Annotated in this window: 19 protein-coding genes and 2 pseudogenes; 12 read left to right on the top strand and 9 right to left on the bottom strand. The window is 69.2% G+C overall.

What is annotated here, in order from left to right; genetic code table 11:
• From G6048_RS37990 to G6048_RS37970, 5 genes are all read left to right on the top strand, one after another.
• Positions 1-1,195, top strand: a 1,195-nt coding sequence (locus tag G6048_RS37990; RefSeq protein ID WP_235990890.1) for an acyltransferase family protein, incomplete at its 5' end; no start/stop codon positions are given.
• Between the two features lie 10 nt (positions 1,196-1,205).
• On the top strand, positions 1,206-2,618 hold the full coding sequence (locus G6048_RS37985) for a sensor histidine kinase (protein WP_165344152.1): 1,413 nt from the start codon (positions 1,206-1,208) through the stop codon (positions 2,616-2,618).
• Positions 2,615-3,289, top strand: coding sequence for a response regulator (locus G6048_RS37980; RefSeq protein WP_165344151.1), 675 nt, complete (start codon positions 2,615-2,617; stop codon positions 3,287-3,289). The genes G6048_RS37985 and G6048_RS37980 overlap by 4 nt, the downstream gene beginning before the upstream one ends.
• 110 nt (positions 3,290-3,399) lie before the next feature.
• Positions 3,400-4,764, top strand: coding sequence for a sensor histidine kinase (locus G6048_RS37975; RefSeq protein WP_165344150.1), 1,365 nt, complete (start codon positions 3,400-3,402; stop codon positions 4,762-4,764).
• On the top strand, positions 4,761-5,426 hold the full coding sequence (locus G6048_RS37970) for a response regulator (RefSeq protein ID WP_165344149.1): 666 nt from the start codon (positions 4,761-4,763) through the stop codon (positions 5,424-5,426). The genes G6048_RS37975 and G6048_RS37970 overlap by 4 nt, the downstream gene beginning before the upstream one ends.
• A gap of 16 nt (positions 5,427-5,442) precedes the next feature.
• Here the strand turns inward: G6048_RS37970 and G6048_RS37965 are convergent, their stop codons facing one another.
• Together G6048_RS37965 and G6048_RS37960 are read right to left on the bottom strand one after the other, a co-directional pair.
• A complete protein-coding gene (locus G6048_RS37965) occupies positions 5,443-5,847 on the bottom strand; it encodes a MerR family transcriptional regulator (RefSeq protein WP_165344148.1) in 405 nt (134 codons plus the stop codon).
• A 160-nt stretch (positions 5,848-6,007) separates the two neighbouring features.
• Entirely contained in the window at positions 6,008-6,907 is a 900-nt protein-coding gene (locus tag G6048_RS37960) for a carboxymuconolactone decarboxylase family protein (RefSeq protein WP_165344147.1), read from the bottom strand.
• 98 nt (positions 6,908-7,005) lie between these two features.
• Between G6048_RS37960 and G6048_RS37955 the strand changes: the two genes are divergently transcribed.
• Positions 7,006-8,238 carry a cytochrome P450 gene (locus G6048_RS37955; protein ID WP_165344146.1) on the top strand — a complete coding sequence of 411 codons (1,233 nt, stop codon included), beginning with the start codon at positions 7,006-7,008 and terminating at the stop codon, positions 8,236-8,238.
• Here G6048_RS37955 and G6048_RS37950 read toward each other — a convergent pair.
• Positions 8,221-8,517, bottom strand: a complete 297-nt coding sequence (locus G6048_RS37950; protein WP_165344145.1) for a hypothetical protein — start codon at positions 8,515-8,517, stop codon at positions 8,221-8,223. The two genes, G6048_RS37955 and G6048_RS37950, sit on opposite strands and share 18 nt — an antisense overlap.
• Positions 8,518-8,687: 170 nt before the next feature.
• Positions 8,688-8,936, bottom strand: a pseudogene (gene tnpA / locus G6048_RS37945) (IS200/IS605 family transposase); the annotation flags it as partial.
• On the opposite strand from tnpA, the pseudogene G6048_RS37940 reads away from it, so the two are divergent.
• Positions 8,936-9,307 (top strand): annotated as a pseudogene (locus G6048_RS37940) (zinc ribbon domain-containing protein); the annotation flags it as partial. The pseudogenes tnpA and G6048_RS37940 overlap by 1 nt on opposite strands.
• A gap of 15 nt (positions 9,308-9,322) precedes the next feature.
• Here G6048_RS37940 and G6048_RS37935 read toward each other — a convergent pair.
• Both G6048_RS37935 and G6048_RS37930 read right to left on the bottom strand, forming a co-directional pair.
• Entirely contained in the window at positions 9,323-10,984 is a 1,662-nt protein-coding gene (locus G6048_RS37935; protein ID WP_165344144.1) for an ABC transporter permease, read from the bottom strand.
• Positions 10,981-11,949 carry an ABC transporter ATP-binding protein gene (locus G6048_RS37930; protein ID WP_165344143.1) on the bottom strand — a complete coding sequence of 323 codons (969 nt, stop codon included), beginning with the start codon at positions 11,947-11,949 and terminating at the stop codon, positions 10,981-10,983. Before G6048_RS37930 ends, G6048_RS37935 begins: the two co-directional genes overlap by 4 nt.
• Before the next feature lie 124 nt (positions 11,950-12,073).
• On the opposite strand from G6048_RS37930, the gene G6048_RS37925 reads away from it, so the two are divergent.
• Positions 12,074-12,571, top strand: coding sequence for a GbsR/MarR family transcriptional regulator (locus G6048_RS37925; protein ID WP_165344142.1), 498 nt, complete (start codon positions 12,074-12,076; stop codon positions 12,569-12,571).
• 52 nt (positions 12,572-12,623) lie between these two features.
• On the opposite strand, the gene G6048_RS37920 is transcribed toward G6048_RS37925, so the two are convergent.
• Entirely contained in the window at positions 12,624-13,520 is an 897-nt protein-coding gene (locus G6048_RS37920) for a diacylglycerol kinase family protein (protein ID WP_165344141.1), read from the bottom strand.
• A 187-nt stretch (positions 13,521-13,707) separates the two neighbouring features.
• On the opposite strand from G6048_RS37920, the gene G6048_RS37915 reads away from it, so the two are divergent.
• The gene (locus tag G6048_RS37915; RefSeq protein ID WP_165344140.1) at positions 13,708-14,991 is read left to right on the top strand and encodes an adenylosuccinate synthase; all 1,284 of its coding nucleotides are present in this window, start codon (positions 13,708-13,710) and stop codon (positions 14,989-14,991) included.
• Between the two features lie 564 nt (positions 14,992-15,555).
• Here G6048_RS37915 and G6048_RS37910 read toward each other — a convergent pair.
• Entirely contained in the window at positions 15,556-15,750 is a 195-nt protein-coding gene (locus G6048_RS37910) for a transcriptional regulator (RefSeq protein WP_165344139.1), read from the bottom strand.
• A gap of 1 nt (position 15,751) precedes the next feature.
• Positions 15,752-16,165, bottom strand: a complete 414-nt coding sequence (locus G6048_RS37905) for a hypothetical protein (protein WP_165344138.1) — start codon at positions 16,163-16,165, stop codon at positions 15,752-15,754.
• A gap of 124 nt (positions 16,166-16,289) precedes the next feature.
• On the opposite strand from G6048_RS37905, the gene G6048_RS37900 reads away from it, so the two are divergent.
• From G6048_RS37900 to G6048_RS37890, 3 genes are all read left to right on the top strand, one after another.
• Complete coding sequence (locus G6048_RS37900) at positions 16,290-16,589, top strand: hypothetical protein (RefSeq protein WP_165344137.1); 300 nt, start codon at positions 16,290-16,292, stop codon at positions 16,587-16,589.
• On the top strand, positions 16,586-17,056 hold the full coding sequence (locus G6048_RS37895) for a hypothetical protein (RefSeq protein ID WP_165344136.1): 471 nt from the start codon (positions 16,586-16,588) through the stop codon (positions 17,054-17,056). The genes G6048_RS37900 and G6048_RS37895 overlap by 4 nt, the downstream gene beginning before the upstream one ends.
• A 284-nt stretch (positions 17,057-17,340) precedes the next feature.
• Positions 17,341-17,631, top strand: coding sequence for a DUF3303 family protein (locus G6048_RS37890; RefSeq protein WP_165344135.1), 291 nt, complete (start codon positions 17,341-17,343; stop codon positions 17,629-17,631).
• Positions 17,632-17,791: the final 160 nt, after the last annotated feature.

Raw genomic sequence — 17,791 nt, 5'->3', positions numbered from 1 at the left:
CCTCCCCCAGGAAGCCCTCCACCGTCTCCACCGCGCCGCCCACCAGATCGACACCGCGACCCCACCCCACCGCGACCGTTCCCTCGACGCCCTGCGCGCCTTCGCGATACTCGGCATAGTGCTCGGCCACTGGCTGGTCACGGCACTGGTCGCGGACGGCGGCGCGCTGCGTACGTCGAGCCCGCTGGCGTACATGCCATGGCTGGCCCCGGTGTCCTGGGTCTTCCAGACGCTCGCGGTGTTCTTCCTGGTGGGCGGGCATGTGGCGACCAGGAGTTACGAGTCGGCGCGGGCCCGTGGCATCACGTACGGGAAGTGGCTGCGTACGCGGCTGTCGCGCCTCTTCGGGCCGGTGGCCGCCGTGCTGGGCTTGTGGACGGTGGCCGCGGTCTGCCTGCTGGTGACAGGGACGGGCGTGCCGACGGTGCATGCGTTGCTGAAACTAGTCCTGTCACCCTTGTGGTTCCTGCTGGTCTTCGCGGGGCTGACGGCGCTGACCCCACTCGTTGCCCGGATCAACCCGCTATGGCCGCTGGCCGTCGTTCTCCATGTGGACCTCATACGCTTCGGGTTCGGCGGTCCGGCCTGGCTGGGCTGGATCAATGTGATGGCGGGCTGGCTGGTCCCGTACACGCTGGGGGCGGCCTGGATGCGCGGTGAGCTGACCCGGCGTTCCGGGTGGGTGCTGCTGATCGGCGGTACGGCGACAACCGCGCCGCTCATAGCGTGGGCCGGTTACCCGGCGTCGATGGTCGGCGTCCCCGGCTCCGCGGTCTCCAACCTCAACCCGCCGACCCTGGCCGCCGTTACCTTCGGTCTGGCCCAGTGCGGTGTGGCGTTGCTGCTCCGGGAGCCGTTGCGCCGGGCGATGCGGCGACCCGTGGCGTGGGCGGCGGTGGCGTTCGTCAACCTCTCCGCGATGACGATATTTCTCTGGCACCAGACGGCGCTGATGTCGGTCACGGCGACAGGCCTGTTCGCGGGCCGCCTCCCGGGACTGCACACCACCCCCGACAACCTGGCCTGGGTACTGGCCCGCGTCGCCTGGCTCCCGGTCTTCGCCCTCGCCCTCATGGTGTGCTGGGCCGCCTTTCGCTCCTACGAGCAGGGGCGCCGCCGTCGCGGTGGGCGCCTGTCGCGTGTGGTCCACGTACACCGTGGCAGGACCGGGTCGAAGGGGGCGCGCCGTGCGTAGGGTGGTGCGGATGAGCGCGGTGGAGAAGCGCCTGGCGCGGGGGCTGCGGGTGCTGCGCGAGGACCTGTGGACCGGGAAGGCGGACCCGTTGCCGCCCTCGGTGTGGTTGCGCTGGCTGCCGCACGGGCTGGTGATCCTGGTCGCGATCGGCAGCACCATTGCCAACGCGGACCAGTTCGGCGACGGCTACAACCTGGGGACGGAGTACGCCCTGGTGTGCGCGCTGGCTCAGGGTGCCGCCGTGGGGTTGGCTCTGCGGTGGCCTGTCCCGGCGTGGCAGCTGTCGATGGTGGTCACGGTCGTGGTGGCCATGGGTGCCCGCACCCAACTGATCGCTGATCATGCCGCGTTCAACAGTCCCTGGCCGTGGGGCCCGCCCGGTCTGGTCGCGCACGCAGTGGTGCTGTTCCTGCTGGCGCTGCGGGTACCCACCCGCGTGGCCGCCGAGGTGTTCGCCCTGACCGCGCTGGTCACGTGGGTGGTGCAGGGCATCATCGGTGCCGCGAACTACTCGTCTACGGGCATGCTGGCCGTGGCCTTGTTCGCCGGCGTCATCCTCCTCGGCAGCGCCCAGCGCGGTCGCCGAGAGGCCCGTACGCAGCTCGTCGAGCAGGCCGGAATCACCGCCGAAGAGCGCGCCCGCCGTACCGTCCTGGAGGAGCGCAACCGCATAGCCCGCGAGCTGCACGACGTGGTCGCCCACCACATGTCGGTCATCTCCATCCAGGCCCAGGTCGCCCCCCACCTGGTCGAGAACCCTTCCGACGAGCTCAGGGAGAACCTCGACGGCATCCGGCAGAACGCTCTGGAGGCGCTCACCGAACTGCGCCACGTCCTGGGCGTACTGCGCTCGGAGAACCCCGAGGACCCGTACGGGATCGGCGCTCCCGGTACCGGAGCCGCCCCCGACGCGCCACAACCCACCCTCGACCGCCTCGACGTGCTCGTCGACAACACCCGTGCCGCCGGTATGAAGGTGAACACCGAGATCAGCGGTGAGGTGCTTCCGTTGCCGCCGGGTGTGGAGCTGTCCGCGTACAGGATCATCCAGGAGGCGCTGAGCAACGCGTTGCGGCATGCGCCCGGTTCGGAGGTGCGTGTGGAGCTCACGCACTTCCCGCGCGGCCTGCAGATCCGGGTCATCAACTCCGCGCCCCGACGCCCCGCCCCGCCGTCCCCGGGGGCGGGACATGGTCTGCTTGGTATGCGGGAGCGCGCGGCGATGCTCGGTGGCACCCTCATGGCGACGGAGACGTCCGGCGGCGGCTTCACGGTGGCGGCCTTCCTGCCCCGCGCCGGAACCGCCACCCTCGACGCCTCCGCTCACGACGACTCCACGCCCGACCAACTGACGCCCGACCACCTCACCTCCGACCACCTCACCTCCGACAACTCCACAGACTCCCCAGGAGAACGATCATGAAGAGCGGCAGCATCCGCGTACTCATCGCCGACGACCAGCAGATGGTCCGGCAGGGCTTCTCGGTGCTGCTCAACACCCAGCCCGACATCGATGTGATCGGCCAGGCGGTCGACGGCCTGGACGCGGTCGCCCAGGTCGCCGAACTCGCCCCGGACGTCGTCCTGATGGACATCCGCATGCCCGAACTCGGCGGCATCGAGGCCACCCGCCGCATCGTCGACAAAACTCCGCAGATCAAGGTGCTGGTGCTGACCACGTTCGATCTCGACGAGTACGTGTATGACGCGCTGCGCGCGGGCGCCTCGGGGTTTCTGCTGAAGGACGCGTCCGCCGACAAGCTGGCGGAGGCGGTCAGGGTGGTCGCCGCGGGGGACGCACTGCTCGCGCCGGGGATCACGAGACGCCTGATCGCCCGGTTCTCCCAGCTCGACGGGGCTCCCCGCGCCCCGCTCAAGGAACGCGTCGGTGAGCTGACCGAGCGCGAGACGGAGGTCCTCGCCCTGATCGCGCAGGGTCTGTCGAATGCCGAGATCGCCGAGCGGCTGGTGGTCGCCGAGCAGACGGTGAAGACCCATGTGGGCCGGATCCTGGTGAAGTTGGGGCTGCGGGACCGGACGCAGGCGGCGGTGTTCGCGTACGAGTCGGGTCTGGTACGGCCCGCCGGGTACTGAACCGCCGATTCCGCCGATCCCCTGGGCTACCCGTAGTACCTGAGAGGGATCCCGGAGGACCATTCTCACTGGTGACGACCGCGAGCCGCCCGCCGCTTACTGTTTTCAACGTGACCGAGACGACCCAGACGCAGACGACACCCCCGCGGGGCGGAGCCAAGTCGCGCACTCCTGAGTACCGGCTTGCCGTGGAGGCCCTGCGCGGGCTGCGGCAGGAGCTGTTCCACGACGCGTTCGCCTACCGCCCGCTGCCGCGCATGGGCGTGGACGGCCCGATCACCCGTCGGCTGCCCGGGCGCCTGCGGGTGTACGCGGGGTGGACCCCGCACGCTGTGGTGCTGGCGGGCGGCTTGCTGGCGATGGCCATAGCCGGGACCGCGAGCGACGGCGACGAGGCCACCGCAATGATCGCGGCCCTCTTCGCCCTGATCCCGGTCCTGCTGACGCTGGTCCGGCCCATCGCCGCCTTCTGGGCGTCGATCGCGGCCACTCCGTTCGCCGCGGTGCTCAGCGGCGGCGGTTCTGCGGGCTGGCCGTGGCCGCCCGGTGCTTTTGCCGCGCACCTGGTGGTGCTCACGGTCGTGGCGCTCCGGACGCGTCCCCGCACGGCCGCGTGGATGTGGGCCCTGACGGCTTGCTACGGAATCCTCGCGGAGCTCGTCGCCGGCTCGGACTACTACTCCTCCACCACCGGCCCGATGCTGTTCGTCTCCGCACTGGCCCTCCTGGCCGTCTCCGTCGTCCACATACGCCGTACGGCAGAGCGGCAGGTGATCGCCCAGCAGACGGTGACCGAGCACGAGCGCTCCAAACGGACCCTGCTCGAGGAGCGCACGACCATCGCCCGCGAGCTGCACGATGTGGTCGCCCACCACATGTCGGTGGTCGCCATCCAGGCGGAGGCCGCGCCCTACCGGGTGGAGAACCCGCCGCCGGAGCTGGAGCACGCGTTCGCGGTCATACGGGAGAACGCGGTGATCGCACTCTCCGAACTGCGCCGAGTCCTCGGCGTGGTCCGCGCGGAGGACTACGAGGCCCCCGACGCCCCGCAGCCGACTCTCGCCGACCTGGAAGGGCTGCTGACCAATGTGCGCAACGCCGGCCTGACCGTCGAGAAGGTGATCACCGGAGCCGTCCGTGAACTCCCGCAGGGCATAGAGCTGTCCGCGTACCGAATAGTCCAGGAGGCGCTGAGCAACGCGCTGCGGCACGCGCCTGGTGCCTCGGCCCGCGTGGAGATCGGCTACGTGCTGGGCGGCCTCGGTGTGCGGATCGTCAACGGTCCGGCGACCGAGCTGGTGAAACCCTCACCGGGGGCCGGGCACGGGATCACGGGGATGCGGGAGCGGGTGACGATGCTGAACGGAGAGATGACGGCGGCCGAGACGGACGACGGGGGGTACGAGGTGACGGTATTCCTGCCGGTACCCGTGTCAGACGCGGAGACCTCGGGCAGCTCAGGGGATTCCATATGACCATCCGGGTGCTGATCGCCGATGACCAGATGATGGTCCGCGAAGGGTTCTCCGTACTGCTCGGCGCGATGCCGGACATCGAGGTCGTCGGCGAGGCGGTCAACGGACGGGACGCGGTGGACCGTGTGCGGGAGCTCGCTCCGGACGTGGTCCTGATGGACATCCGTATGCCCGAGCTCAACGGTATCGAGGCGACCCGGGAGATAGTCGCCGCGGACGGCGGGGCCAAGGTGCTGGTGCTGACCACGTTCGATCTCGACGAGTACGTGTACCAGGCGCTGCGCGCCGGGGCCTCGGGCTTCCTCCTGAAGGATGCCTCGGCCCGCCAACTCGCGGACGGGGTAAGGGTGGTGGCGGCAGGCGAGGCCCTGCTCGCGCCCTCCGTCACCAGACGGTTGATCACGGAGTTCTCGAAGCTGTCCGAGGCCCCACGGTTGTCGGCCACGGCGCAGGCGTCATACGGCGACCTCACCGAGCGGGAGACGGAGGTGCTGGTGCTCATCGCGCAGGGCCTGTCCAACGGTGAGATAGCCCAGCGTCTCGTGGTCGCCGAGTCGACGATCAAGACCCATGTGAGCCGGATCCTGGTCAAGCTGGGCCTGCGGGACCGGACCCAGGCGGCGGTGTTCGCGTACGAGGCGAGGCTGGTCACGCCGGGGTGAGGGGCGACCGACCCGTTCACTCTTGAGTGGCTCTGGCTTGAGTGGCTCTGGCCCCCGTCTCGGCGCCGTCGCTCGCGGCCCGCGCCTCGACGTCGTCGATGTGTGCCGTCAGCGCCTGGTAGTGCTCCACCTTCGCGTCCAGAGCGCGCAGGCATTCGGTGAGTTCGGCGATCCGGTCCCGTACGGTCTCCCGGTGCTGGAGCAGCAGGTCCAGGCGGGCCGGCACGCTTGCGTCGCCCTGCCTGCGAAACTGCGCGAATCGCCGCATGTCGCGGATGGGCATTCCGGTGGTGCGCAGACGGGTCAGGAAGGCGAGCCACGCCAGGTCCTCGTCACGGAACCGTCGACGTCCGCCCGGACCCCGGTCCACCCTGTCCAGCAGGCCGATCCGCTCGTAGTAGCGCAGCGTGTGGGCACTCATTCCGGTGAGGTCGGCGGTCTCGGCAATGGTCCGGGTGCCAGTGCCAGTGCCAGTGCCGGTGCCAGATCCGGATACAGATCCGGTGCCTGTTCCCGTGTTGCCCGTGCCTGTTGAAGTCATGTGGCAACGGTAGGAGTCCGGCGGCGCCCGGCGTCAACGGTCAGTGTTCTTCGAAGACTTCCCTGGCCACGGTCACCGCGTTCAGGACCCTCGGGAACCCGGCGTACGGCACGGTGTGGATCAGTGTTTCGATCACTTGGGCGGGGGTCAGGCCGAGGTTCAGCGCCGCGCCGAGGTGCACGCGCAGTTGCGGAGCGGTGTCGCCGAAGGCCGTCAGGGCGCCGACGGTGACCAGTTGCCGTCGCTGGGGGCTGAGCCAGGGCCGGTAGTAGACGTCGCCGAAGGTGAACTCGACGATGTAGCGGCCGAGGTCGGGGGCGATGTCGTTCAGCGACTCGATCACGTCGAGACCGTGCTGCCCGTCGATCTCCACCAGCTTCTCGGCGCCGCGTTCGTATCGGTCGCGCGGGTCCTTCATGACGGGCGGCTCGAACGTGACGCCGCGGTCGGTGAAGACCTCGCGGGCCACGGCGAGGGCGTTCAGCGTCCGGGGGAAGCCCATGAACGGAGCGATCTGGATCAGCGCTTCGATGATCTCGGCGGGGCGCACGCCGACCCGCAGTGCCGCATCGATGTGGAAGTCGAGTTGCGGCGCGGTGTCGCCCTGTGCGGCCAGCGCGCCGATGGTCACGAACTGCCGCTGTTTCGGATCGAGTCCGGGACGGGGGTAGATGTCGCCGAAGGCGAACTCGACGATGTAGCGGGCCAGGTCCGGCGCGATGTCCTGGAGCGACTTGATCGTTTCGGTCGCGCGTTCGCCCGCGATCCTGCGCAGCGCGGCGAACCCTCGGGCGTAGCGGTCGGACTCCGCGGCCGCGGCCGGTGCCGCGGCGAGGAGCGGGGTGCCGGCGGCGCCGAGCCCCAGAAGGGCGCCGCCGGCGAGTGCGGTGCGACGGCTGGTGGCGGACTGCTGGTCTGGTTGCTGCTGCGGATTCGTCATGGGGCGACCGTAGAAATTCGAGCGCGCGCTAAGACAAGGGCTCAGTCAAGAAATGGGCGGATCTGGCGTGCCGCGGCGGCGCAGGTTAGCGTCCCGACATGGCAGACGTTTCCGACTCCGACCGTGCCCTCGATGCGTTCGACCCCTGGGATCCCGGGTTTGTCGACGATCCCTACCCCGCGTATGCCGAACTGCGTGCCCGCGGGCGGTTGCACTACTTCGAGCCCACGAAGCAGTGGCTGGTGCCGCGGCATGCGGATGTGTCGGCGTTGCTGAGGGACCGGCGGCTGGGGCGGACGTATCAGCACCGGTTCACGCACGAGGACTTCGGGCGGACGGCGCCGCCGGCCGAGCATGAGCCGTTTCATGTGCTGAACGACCACGGCATGCTCGACCTGGAGCCGCCGGACCACACGCGGATCCGGCGCCTGGTGTCGAAGGCGTTCACGCCGCGTACGGTCGAAGGGCTGCGCCCGTATGTCCACAGGCTGGCGAACGAGCTGGTCGCGAGCCTCGTGGCCGATGGTGGCGGCGATCTGCTGACGGCGGTCGCCGAGCCGCTGCCGGTCGCCGTGATCGCCGAGATGCTGGGGATCCCGGAGTCCGACCGGGCGCCGCTGCGGCCCTGGTCGGCGGACATCTGCGGGATGTACGAGCTGAATCCGTCGGAGGAGACGGCGGCGAAGGCGGTGCGGGCGTCGGTCGAATTCACCGAGTATCTGCGGGAGTTGATCGCGGTTCGGCGCAAGGAGCCGGGCGACGATCTGATCTCGGGGCTGATCGAGGCGTATGAGGAGGGCGACCGGCTGACCGAGCAGGAGATGATCTCCACGTGCGTTCTGCTGCTCAACGCGGGGCACGAGGCGACGGTGAACGCCACGGTCAACGGCTGGTGGGCGCTGTTCCGCAACCCCGACCAGCTGGCGGCTCTCCGCGCCGACCGCGGACTGTTGTCCACAGCTGTGGAAGAACTGATGCGCTACGACACCCCGCTCCAGCTCTTCGAACGGTGGGTGCTGGACGAGATCGAGATCGACGGCACGGTGATTCCGCGGGGGAGCGAGGTGGCGATGCTCTTCGGCTCCGCCAATCACGACCCGGCGGTGTTCACCCGCCCCGGGGAGCTCGACCTCGCCCGGCAGGAGAACCCGCACATCTCGTTCAGCGCGGGCATCCACTACTGCATCGGCGCACCCCTGGCCCGTATCGAACTGGCCGCGTCCCTGGGCGCGTTGCTCGACCGTGCGCCGACACTCCGGCTGGCCGCCGAGCCGGAGCGCAAGCCGAACTTCGTCATCCGCGGGCTGAAGGAACTACTCGTGGAGCTCTGACTCCGTGGCCGTGGCGGTAGCGGCGGCCGCGGCCCGGCGGCGCCTGCGCACCACACGTATCAGCAGCGCACAGACGAGGGCGGGGAGGGCGGCTCCGGCTGCCACGACGAGCGGCAGCTCGGTGAGCAGCACGCTGTAGTCGGTGCCCTCGCCCTCGAAACCGCCGCCCATGTGCAGCCGCGTACGCTCCGAGGAGGCCCAGACGAGTGCTGCCGCCGACGCCCCGGCCACCGCCAGGACACATCCCCCACAGGACGCCGCGCTTTCCCCTCGCTCCATGCCCTCAAGGGACGCGCCACGCGCACCAGGGAGTTCCCGGCACGCCACGGCGCTGCCGCTACCGGGTCTAAGGCTAATCGCAGTGCACCGGGCTTCAGCCGGTGGTGAAGCGATTCTGAGAAGTGCTCTGACGCGCGCTGTGCGCACGGGTCCGCACTGTTGATCTCAGCTCAGACGGGCCGGTTCTGCTGCTCGATGTACTGCTTCACGACCGACAGTGGAGCCCCGCCGACTGACCCGGCGAAGTAGGAGCCGGACCACAGGCGCTGTGCCCGCCAGTAGTGCCGGACCAGTTCCGGATACTCCTGGCGGAGCCTGCGGGAACTGACGCCCTTGAGGCTGTTGACCAGCTTGGACAGGGCAACCTTCGGCGGGAAGTTCACGAGCAGGTGGACGTGGTTGTTCTCGCCGTTGAACTCGACCGCGCCTGGCCAAGTCCGTGCACGACGCCGGATGGTCCGCGTTCGTGACGATGCTGGAGTACAAGGCCGCGAAGTTCGGCCGCAGCTTCCACCGCATCGGACGGTTCGAGCCGACCTCCCAGGTCTGCTCGCAGTGCGGCGTCAAGGACGGCCCCAAGCCCCTGCATATCCGCGTGTGGGAATGCAGGGCTTGCGGGGCCGTCCTCGACCGGGACATCAACGCGGCGGTCAACGCCGCCAAGGCCGCCGGACTGGCGGTGACAGCCTGTCGAGCGCAAGTAAGACCGGTACTCGTACCGGCCCAGCGCGATGAAGCAGGAACCCACCGAGACGGTCAGCCGACCGTGGTAGGAATCCCCGGGCATTAGCCCGGGGAGCGGAAGTCAATTCGTCTCAAGGTCCCTTCGTCGGAAGCCCTCCAGGCCCAGCCACACCAGGGCCGCCGCGATCAGGGTGAGGAGCACCAGCGGGGTCCAGCTCAGGTCCGCGGCCGGCAACTGTGGAACGTGGCCGAGGGGGGAGAGGTTGTTCATCCAGTCCGGGAACTGCAGGATCTGGCCCAGGTAGCCGACGACGAACGCGTACACCGGAACGATCCAGGCTGCCGCGCTCGCGCGCGGGAACCAGCCGAAGAACACGACCGCGACCCCGACGGTGACCCACAGCGCCGGCGCGTACGCCAGCGCCGCGCCGACCAGCTTCAGGAACAGCCCGCTGTCACCGGTCGAGGCCGCTCCCGAGATGCCGAAGCCGAGCCCGGCCAGGAGCAGCAGGACGGTACCGCCGGTCATGGCCACGGCGAGGTGGCTGCCCACCCAGCGCGTACGGGAAAGGCCGGTCGCGAGGAGCGGTTCGGCCCGGCCCGAGGTCTCCTCGGCGCGCGGCCGCAGCGCCGCCATCACCACGTACACCACGGCGACGACCGTGATGATCACCATGACCATCGAGGCGAAGGACTCGGCGATGGTGGCGCCGCCGATCTCCTGCAGAGCTTCCTGGATCTCGTCGATGTCCTGCAACATGTCCTCGGCGTCGCCCAGGATCGACCCGTACATCACGCCCATCAGGAAGAGACCCGCTCCGAAGCCGATGAGCATGCCGCGGTGCAGCCGCAGCGCGAAGCCGAACGGCCGGCCCAGCGCATCGGAGGCGACCGGCCGGCCGAGCCGGGTCGCCCGCAGGCCCGCGCCCACGTCCCGCCTGGTGGAGAGCACGAAGCCCGCGGCCGCGCAGAGCACGGCGAGCGCCAGGCAGAGCAGCAGCGGCCACCAGCGGTTGTCGACGTAGACGTACGTTCGCTGCACCCAGCCGATCGGCGACAGCCAGGACAGGGCGCCATTGCTGCCCACGTCACCGGCGGCGCGCAGGACGTACGCGACGCCGATGACCGCGAGCGCCATACCGGAGGCGCCGCGCGAGTGCGCGGTGATCTGCGCGGTGATCGCGGCGACGGCGGCGAACACGATGCCCACGGCCGCGTGGTCGAAGCCGTAGAGCAGCGAGCCGCTCAGGTCGATGCCGTCGATGCCCATGCCGCTGAGGCCGAAGGCCAGCAGCAGTGCCAGTACGAGATTGGCGAGCACCGCGACGCAGAGCGCGGCCGCCAGGTGGGCATGACGGCCGACGACGGTGGAACGCACCAGCTCGGCGCGGTTCGTCTCCTCCTCGGTGCGGGTGTGCCGGGTGATGATCAGGACGCTCATCAGCCCGACGAGCACGGCCATGAAGCCGAGCATCTGGTGGCCCAGCATCGAGCCGAAGTTGTAGTCGTCGAGGTAGTGCCGCGGTCCGGACATGGCGAGTCCGGCCGGGCTGTCCATGGTCTCGACGACGCCTGCGCGGTCCTTCGGGTCGGCGTACAGCTCCTTGTAGTTGCCGGCCGTCGCGAGCGTGCCGAGGAACAGAGCGAGGATCCACACGGGGAGCCGGACGCGGTCCCGGCGCAGGTTGAATCGGATCAGCGTGCGGGTCCCGGCCAGTGTGTTGCCGCCCGCTGCGGCGCCGGCGGGTGCGGGCGCCTGGGTGGTGGCGGTTGCGGTGGTCATCGGACGGCTCCGTCACTCGCGGCAGTGGACTTGCCGATGCCGCTGCCATCATCGTTGCCGTTGCTGTGCCCGTTGGCGGAGAGTTCGTCGCCGTAGTGGCGCAGCATGAGTTCTTCGAGCGTCGGCGGGTGGCTGATCAGGCTGCGGATGCCGAACTCGGTCAGCTTGCGGACCGCGCCGTCGAGCCGGCCGCCGTCGACGGCGAATCGCACCCTGCCCTCGTCCGTCCGCACGTCGTGGATGCCCGGCAGCTCTTCCAGCCCGGTGGCCGGGGTCTCGGTCTCGGCTTCGATCGTCGTACGGGTCAGGTGCCGCATCTCGCCGAGCGTGCCCGACTGCACGATCTTCCCGAGCCGGATGATGCTCACGCGGTCGGCGAGCTTCTCCACCTGGGCCAGGATGTGGCTGGACAGCAGGACGGTCTTGCCAGCGGCCTTCGCCTCGAAGATGACGTCCTGGAAGACCACCTCCATGAGCGGGTCGAGGCCCGCGGTCGGCTCGTCGAGCAACAGGAGTTCCGCGTCGGAGGCGAGCGCGGCGACGATGGCGACCTTCTGCCGGTTGCCCTTCGAGTACGCGCGCCCCTTCTTGGTCGGGTCGAGGTCGAAGCGCTCGATGAGCTCGTCCCGGCGCTGCCGGTTCACGCCTCCGCGGAGCCGCGAGAGCAGATCGATGGCCTCGCCGCCGGTGAGGTTGGGCCACAGCTCGACATCACCGGGAACGTAGGCGAGATGCCGGTGCAGCTCCACCGCGTCGGCCCAGGGGTCCCGGCCGAGCAGTTGCGCTGTGCCGGCGTCGGCGCGCAGCAGGCCCAGCAGGACGCGGATGGTGGTGGACTTCCCGGCGCCGTTGGGGCCGAGGAAGCCGTGGACTTCGCCGGTCTCGACGTTCAGGTCGAGGCCGTCCAGCGCGTGAGTCTTGCCGAACGACTTGTGTAGTCCGGAGACAGTAATTGCCTGCGTCATGATTTTGAACGTACGCTAGTTTCACAAATTTGTGAAGTTAAGGAAGTGTTAAAACGGGTGACTAGAATCGGCCATGGCGCACTGAGCGGCGCTGAGCAGCGAAGAGGGCGGAGATGATCGAGCGATGACCGAACCGAGTGAGGCGGGGCGGGACCCGGAGGCGGTCTCGAAGTTCGTCGAGAGCTTCGCCGCGCAGCTGGTCGAGGCCGGGATGCAGCGGATGGCGGCCCGGGTGTTCGCGGCGCTGCTCGCCTCCGACTCCGGGGCGATGACCTCCGCCGAACTCGGCGAACGGCTCCAGATCAGCCCCGCCGCCGTCTCCGGAGCGGTGCGCTATCTCGCCCAGCAGCACATGGTCTCGCGCGAGCGTGAACCCGGCTCCCGGCGCGAGCGCTACCGCGTGCACAGCAACCAGTGGTACGAGGCGGTGAGCAACCGGGACGCGGTGCTCAAGCGGTGGGAGTACACCCTGCGGGAGGGTGTCGACGGCCTCGGCCCCGAAAGCCCAGCCGGCCGCCGCATCGCCGAGACCTTGGCGTTCTTCGAGTTCATGGAGGGCGAGCTCATCAAGATGATGGAGCGCTGGCGGATCCACCGGGAGGAGCGCTTCGGCGCCGGCTGACCGCGGGAACCGCGCCGTTCACGCCACCGGCTGACCGCTGCGACCGTGCCGCTCACGCCACCGGCAACGTAAGCCCCCACGCCCCTGCCCGCACCGTCCACGTCCGGGTCCGTACCGGCCCCGACACCAGCGCGTCCGCCCTGTACCGGAAGTGCGCGCCCGACACGGTGACGGTCCTGCCCCGGGCCATGAGCGGTGAGGCCTCGGCGCCCACGGACAGCGGGCGGACCTCGACCTCAGCCACGCCCGCGTCCCCCGGCGCCACCGACACCCCCTCGACCGGCTGGTCCAGATCCACCAGCGTCACCCCGTCGACCTCGACCCGCAGCCGGGACGGCCCGTCGCCGCCGTTCGCGGAGGGGGCCCGGGGCGGGCGTACGGGCACCAGCGTGCGGACGAGGGACTGGCAGGTACGCAGCCAAGAGTGACTGGACGTCGCCTGCTCGGCCTCCGCCTCCGTCTCCGCGTCCTCCTCGTCCGTCCCCGTGCCCGACCCCGCCCCCGGCCGCACGGCGAGCGGCGGGATCCGCAGCGCGCCCAGCACCACCCCGTCGCTGTCGTCGACGAGCAGGTCCAGCCGCCGCTCGGCCCCATCCAGCACGGCGCGGGCCCCCGCCACCGCTCCCGTGGGCACCCCCAGGGACCGTACGAGCGAGAGGGCACCGCCCACCGGTACGACCGACAGCGCACATCCAGCCAGCTCCCGCTGCCGGTGCAAAACGGACACCGCACGCAGCAGGGCACGATCGTCCCCCACCACGACGGGCCGCCGGGACCCTCGCCGACGCAGTGCCCTGGCGAATTCCTCGGGCCCGTCGGGGAGGCATACTTTCGTGGTCGCACCCGCGCTGAGCACGTCTTTCGCGATCCGTACCGACTCACCGTCATCGCGACGGGCGACCGGGTCGATGACCACCAGAAGCTGGTCGGAAGCCGCCACCTCGGTCATGCCTCGCTTCCTCGGGTAGCATCTTTGTGCAAGAGCCCCTTGCGCTATTGCGCCAGGGGCTTCGTCTATTCCGGGGCATCCGGTCCGACGGGTCGCGGCCAACGAAGGTCGCCGGTGTACGCGGCACAAGCCGTGCAGCGTACGCCCCTGACCTTGGACATGCCCCACCCGGAAGGGGTGTACGCCTGTGCCCGCACTTGTGCTGCTCGGTGCTCAGTGGGGTGACGAAGGCAAGGGAAAGGCCACCGACCTGCTCGGTGGATCCGTGGACTACGTGGTGCGCTACCAGGGCGGCAACAACGCCGGCCACACGGTGGTCGTGGGCGATCAGAAGTACGCCCTGCATCTCCTCCCTTCCGGAATCCTCTCGCCCGGATGCACGCCGGTCATCGGTAACGGTGTCGTCGTCGACCCGTCGGTCCTGCTCTCCGAGCTGAGCGGTCTGAACGAGCGCGGCGTCGACACGTCCAAGCTGCTGATCAGCGGAAACGCTCACATCATCACGCCGTACAACGTCACCGTGGACAAGGTGACGGAACGCTTCCTCGGGAAGCGGAAGATCGGCACGACCGGCCGGGGTATCGGTCCGACGTACGCCGACAAGATCAACCGCGTGGGCATCCGAGTCCAGGACCTGTACGACGAGTCGATCCTGACCCAGAAGGTCGAGGCGGCCCTCGACATCAAGAACCAGGTCCTGACCAAGCTCTACAACCGCCGAGCGATCGCCGTCGGCCAGGTCGTGGACGAACTGCTGGGCTACGCCGCGCAGATCGAGCAGTACGTCGCCGACACCGTCCTGGTCCTCAACCAGGCCCTGGAGGCCGACAAGGTGGTCCTCTTCGAGGGCGGCCAGGGCACGCTCCTGGACATCGACCACGGCACGTACCCCTTCGTGACCTCCTCGAACCCGACCGCGGGCGGCGCCTGCACGGGCGCGGGCGTGGGCCCGACGAAGATCAGCCGGGTCATCGGCATCCTGAAGGCCTACACAACCCGGGTCGGCGCCGGCCCCTTCCCCACCGAACTCTTCGACGAGGACGGCGAGGCCCTGCGCCGCATCGGCGGCGAGCGCGGCGTGACGACGGGCCGCGACCGCCGCTGCGGCTGGTTCGACGCGGTCATCGCCCGCTACGCGACCCGCGTCAACGGCCTCACCGACTTCTTCCTCACCAAGCTCGACGTCCTCACCGGCTGGGAGCAGATCCCGGTCTGCGTGGCGTACGAGATCGACGGCAAGCGAGTGGAGGAACTCCCGTACTCCCAGACCGACTTCCACCACGCGAAGCCGGTCTACGAGATGCTCCCCGGCTGGTCCGAGGACATCAGCAAGGCCAAGACGTTCGCGGACCTCCCCAAGAACGCCCAGTCCTACGTCAAGTCCCTGGAGGAGCTCTCAGGCGCCCCGATCTCGGCAATCGGCGTGGGCCCGGGCCGCGACGAGACGATCGAGATCAACTCGTTCATCTAAGACGCCATCCGCTGCCTCCAAGAGGCAGCCGTGCGGCGGCCGACTCTGTGCACGTCGGCCGTCGCACGCCGCGCACCAGGCCCCGTCGGCCGCCCTCCTGCGCGCACTCGTCCCCATCCCCGCGTCGGCCCTGGCGCGGCGACCGCCGGTTACCGGCTCCTCGTCGCCGGTGCCGAGATCCCCGCCTTGCCGCCGTACCCGCTGCGGTCTCGTAGAACGGCAACCGCGCCCGCATGCCGCCCCGCCTCCCGCGTCCGTCCCTACCTGATCGCGCATGAGCAGCGCATGCGTCGTAGAGCGCTGGTGCTCGCGCTCGACGGGATCGACGTCGGGCCGCAGGTGATCCATGGGCATCGCATCGTCGAGCCCGTCGTGCGCCGGGTGTCGGTGCCCATGGGGGTGGCCGGCTTGATGAGCGAACCCCGGATGCAGGTAAGTCGTGTAACCAGCAAGCCCGTACGGCGGGACGAGGACGGCACGCTCACCATCGATCTCGGTGGGCGGCACGAACATCAATGCGTCGTCCACGCGGGCTCATGGGTACGTTCCACGGCGTTCGGTGTTCTACTCGACGTTGGACTGCACGACCTTACGCAGTCCGTCGAGGTAGTCGTTGAAGCGGTCGCGTCCCGTAGGGGAGAGCCTGACTCTCGTGGCGGCGTGCCGTCGCTCGCGGAACTTCGCGATCTCGACCAGGCCTTCTCTCTCCAGGATGCCCAGTTGCCGCGTCGACAGGCGGGCGCGTGGCTGCGTCGTCACGCTAGCGCCTCCAGCGCAGGACGAGGTAGCCGGCCAGCACCGCCGAAGGAATCGCGGTCATCACAAAGGCCGCGGTGAGGTCGGTGGCGCTGTTTCCCAGCATCGTGGACGCCGGGGCCGCCAGTGCCACGGGCGCGAAGAAGGCAACTCGCTCCTCCGCCTTTGTGTGCGGCCTTCGCCTGGGTGCCCGTAGGTGGAACCACCTCCAGCGGAGGATCAGAGTGAGCGCCGCCAGCAGAACGCAGCAGTCCACGAGCGTGGACACGTCGCTGGTGCTGGTCGCCACCAGGCCTGCGAAGAGCGCGGCAACGGACGCCGCCCCGAGCCAGCGTTCACCGGCCGAGGCGGCCTTGCCGAGTACGGGAGCGCCGTCGATGACCCGCAGTTGCTCCTCCGGGTTCACTTCTTGCCTCACTAGGGGCCTCCCCCACTCCGTGTGAGTCAGAAGAATCGCACCTGGTTTCCAAATGAAGAAGTCGTCGTTGCGGCGGTGCAGGCATGGACTCCAGCTGCGTAACACTTGGTGTTACGATATTGGCATGGCGATTGTACGTTTCTCGATCAGCATGCCGGCCGAGGTGCGTGACCGGATAAGGGAGCACGCCGCAGACGCCGGACTCGACGTTTCCACGTTCCTGGCGATCGCCGCCCAGGCGCAGATGGACCAGCAGGATCGGGTCAGGGAGATCTTCGAGCCCTTCCAGAAGGCGCGCACGGAGGCTGAGGAGCAAGCTGGTACGGGTGTCTGGGCAGGCGACGACATCGAGCCGACAGAGAGGGAGCAGGCGGAGGTCGACGCGATTCTCGGCTCTGCACCGCACAACGAGGCCGCCGCGTGAACGTGGTCGTGTACGACACGGGCATGCTGATGGCGCTGGTCGACCAGGATCGCCGGGCGCACATCCTGCACAAGGGGTTCGTCACGGCCGGCGGCCACAAGCCGATCGTCCCCGGTCCCGCCCTTTCACAGGCATGGCGGACAAGCCCGAAAACGGCCTACGCCTGGAAGCGTCTCCTCGCCGATGTCTTCGTGTACCCCGTTGACAGGGCCCGCTACGCCGACGGTCTTCCGCCGCGCTGTCTCCCCTGTGCGGGAGGAGTGAATATCGAAGGCTGGAAGACACTCGGTGACATGATCGGTTCTGCTGCACTACCGCCGAAGAAGCGCCCCGATCCGGTGGACGCCCTGGCCGTCTTCATCGCGGCCAGTCACGGCGGAGGCAGCGTTCTCACCTCCGACCGCGACGACATCGATGCGTACGCCGCCACACTGCCCGGCGGCAACGTCTCGGCCGTGGCCGTTTGACGCAAGGCCTCATGGCCGTGCGAATCCAGGCAACTCTCCCTCAGGGGACGCCGCCTCACGCCTCTCCGCTCCCGGTCCCGCAGAAGGACCCCATGCGGTTGACCGTGACACAGGGGAGGCGTGAGGCATGGCTGCTGGAGCGGACGTGGTCGTCGCCGACAGGCGTCCGTCCAACTGAGCCCGGGTACGCCGCATGGTCCACATGCCTCGTCTTCGTTATCGGAACATACTAGAAAAAAGTTCAGAAATTGACCGGCTGGAATCCCCGAAGAGAGGTGCGTGCGATGCGCGTCATGCTCAAGGCGACTCTGGACACCGAGAAGTCGAGCGAGGCCATCCGGCAGGGCAAGTTGCCGGAGCTGATCAAGGGGACCATGGACAGGATCAAGCCGGAGGCTGCCTACTTCATGCCCGACGAAGGGCAGCGCTCCTGCGTGTTCGTCTTCGACATGCAGGACAGCTCGGACCTGCCGTCCCTCGCCGAGCCCTTCTTCCTCCAACTCGGCGCCAAGGTCGAAGTAAGCCCGGTCATGAACCTCGATGACTTGCAGAAAGGACTGTCGCAGCTGGGGTGACCCTCAGCTGAAGACGATCATCGACCCCTGCGCCAGGCTGCGCGTCGCCGCCGCGTGCAGGCCCAGCCAGACGTGGCGCTCGCGGGCGAAGGGGCTCGCGTCGGACCGGCGAGGGCTCGCCGGGCCGCCCGATCATCGCGAGCGAGGCGCACGGCCCCGC

It is taken from the genome of Streptomyces ureilyticus, assembly GCF_011045025.1.
GTDB classification, from domain to species: domain Bacteria; phylum Actinomycetota; class Actinomycetes; order Streptomycetales; family Streptomycetaceae; genus Streptomyces; species Streptomyces ureilyticus.
This window is presented reverse-complemented; position numbering and strand designations above follow the sequence as displayed.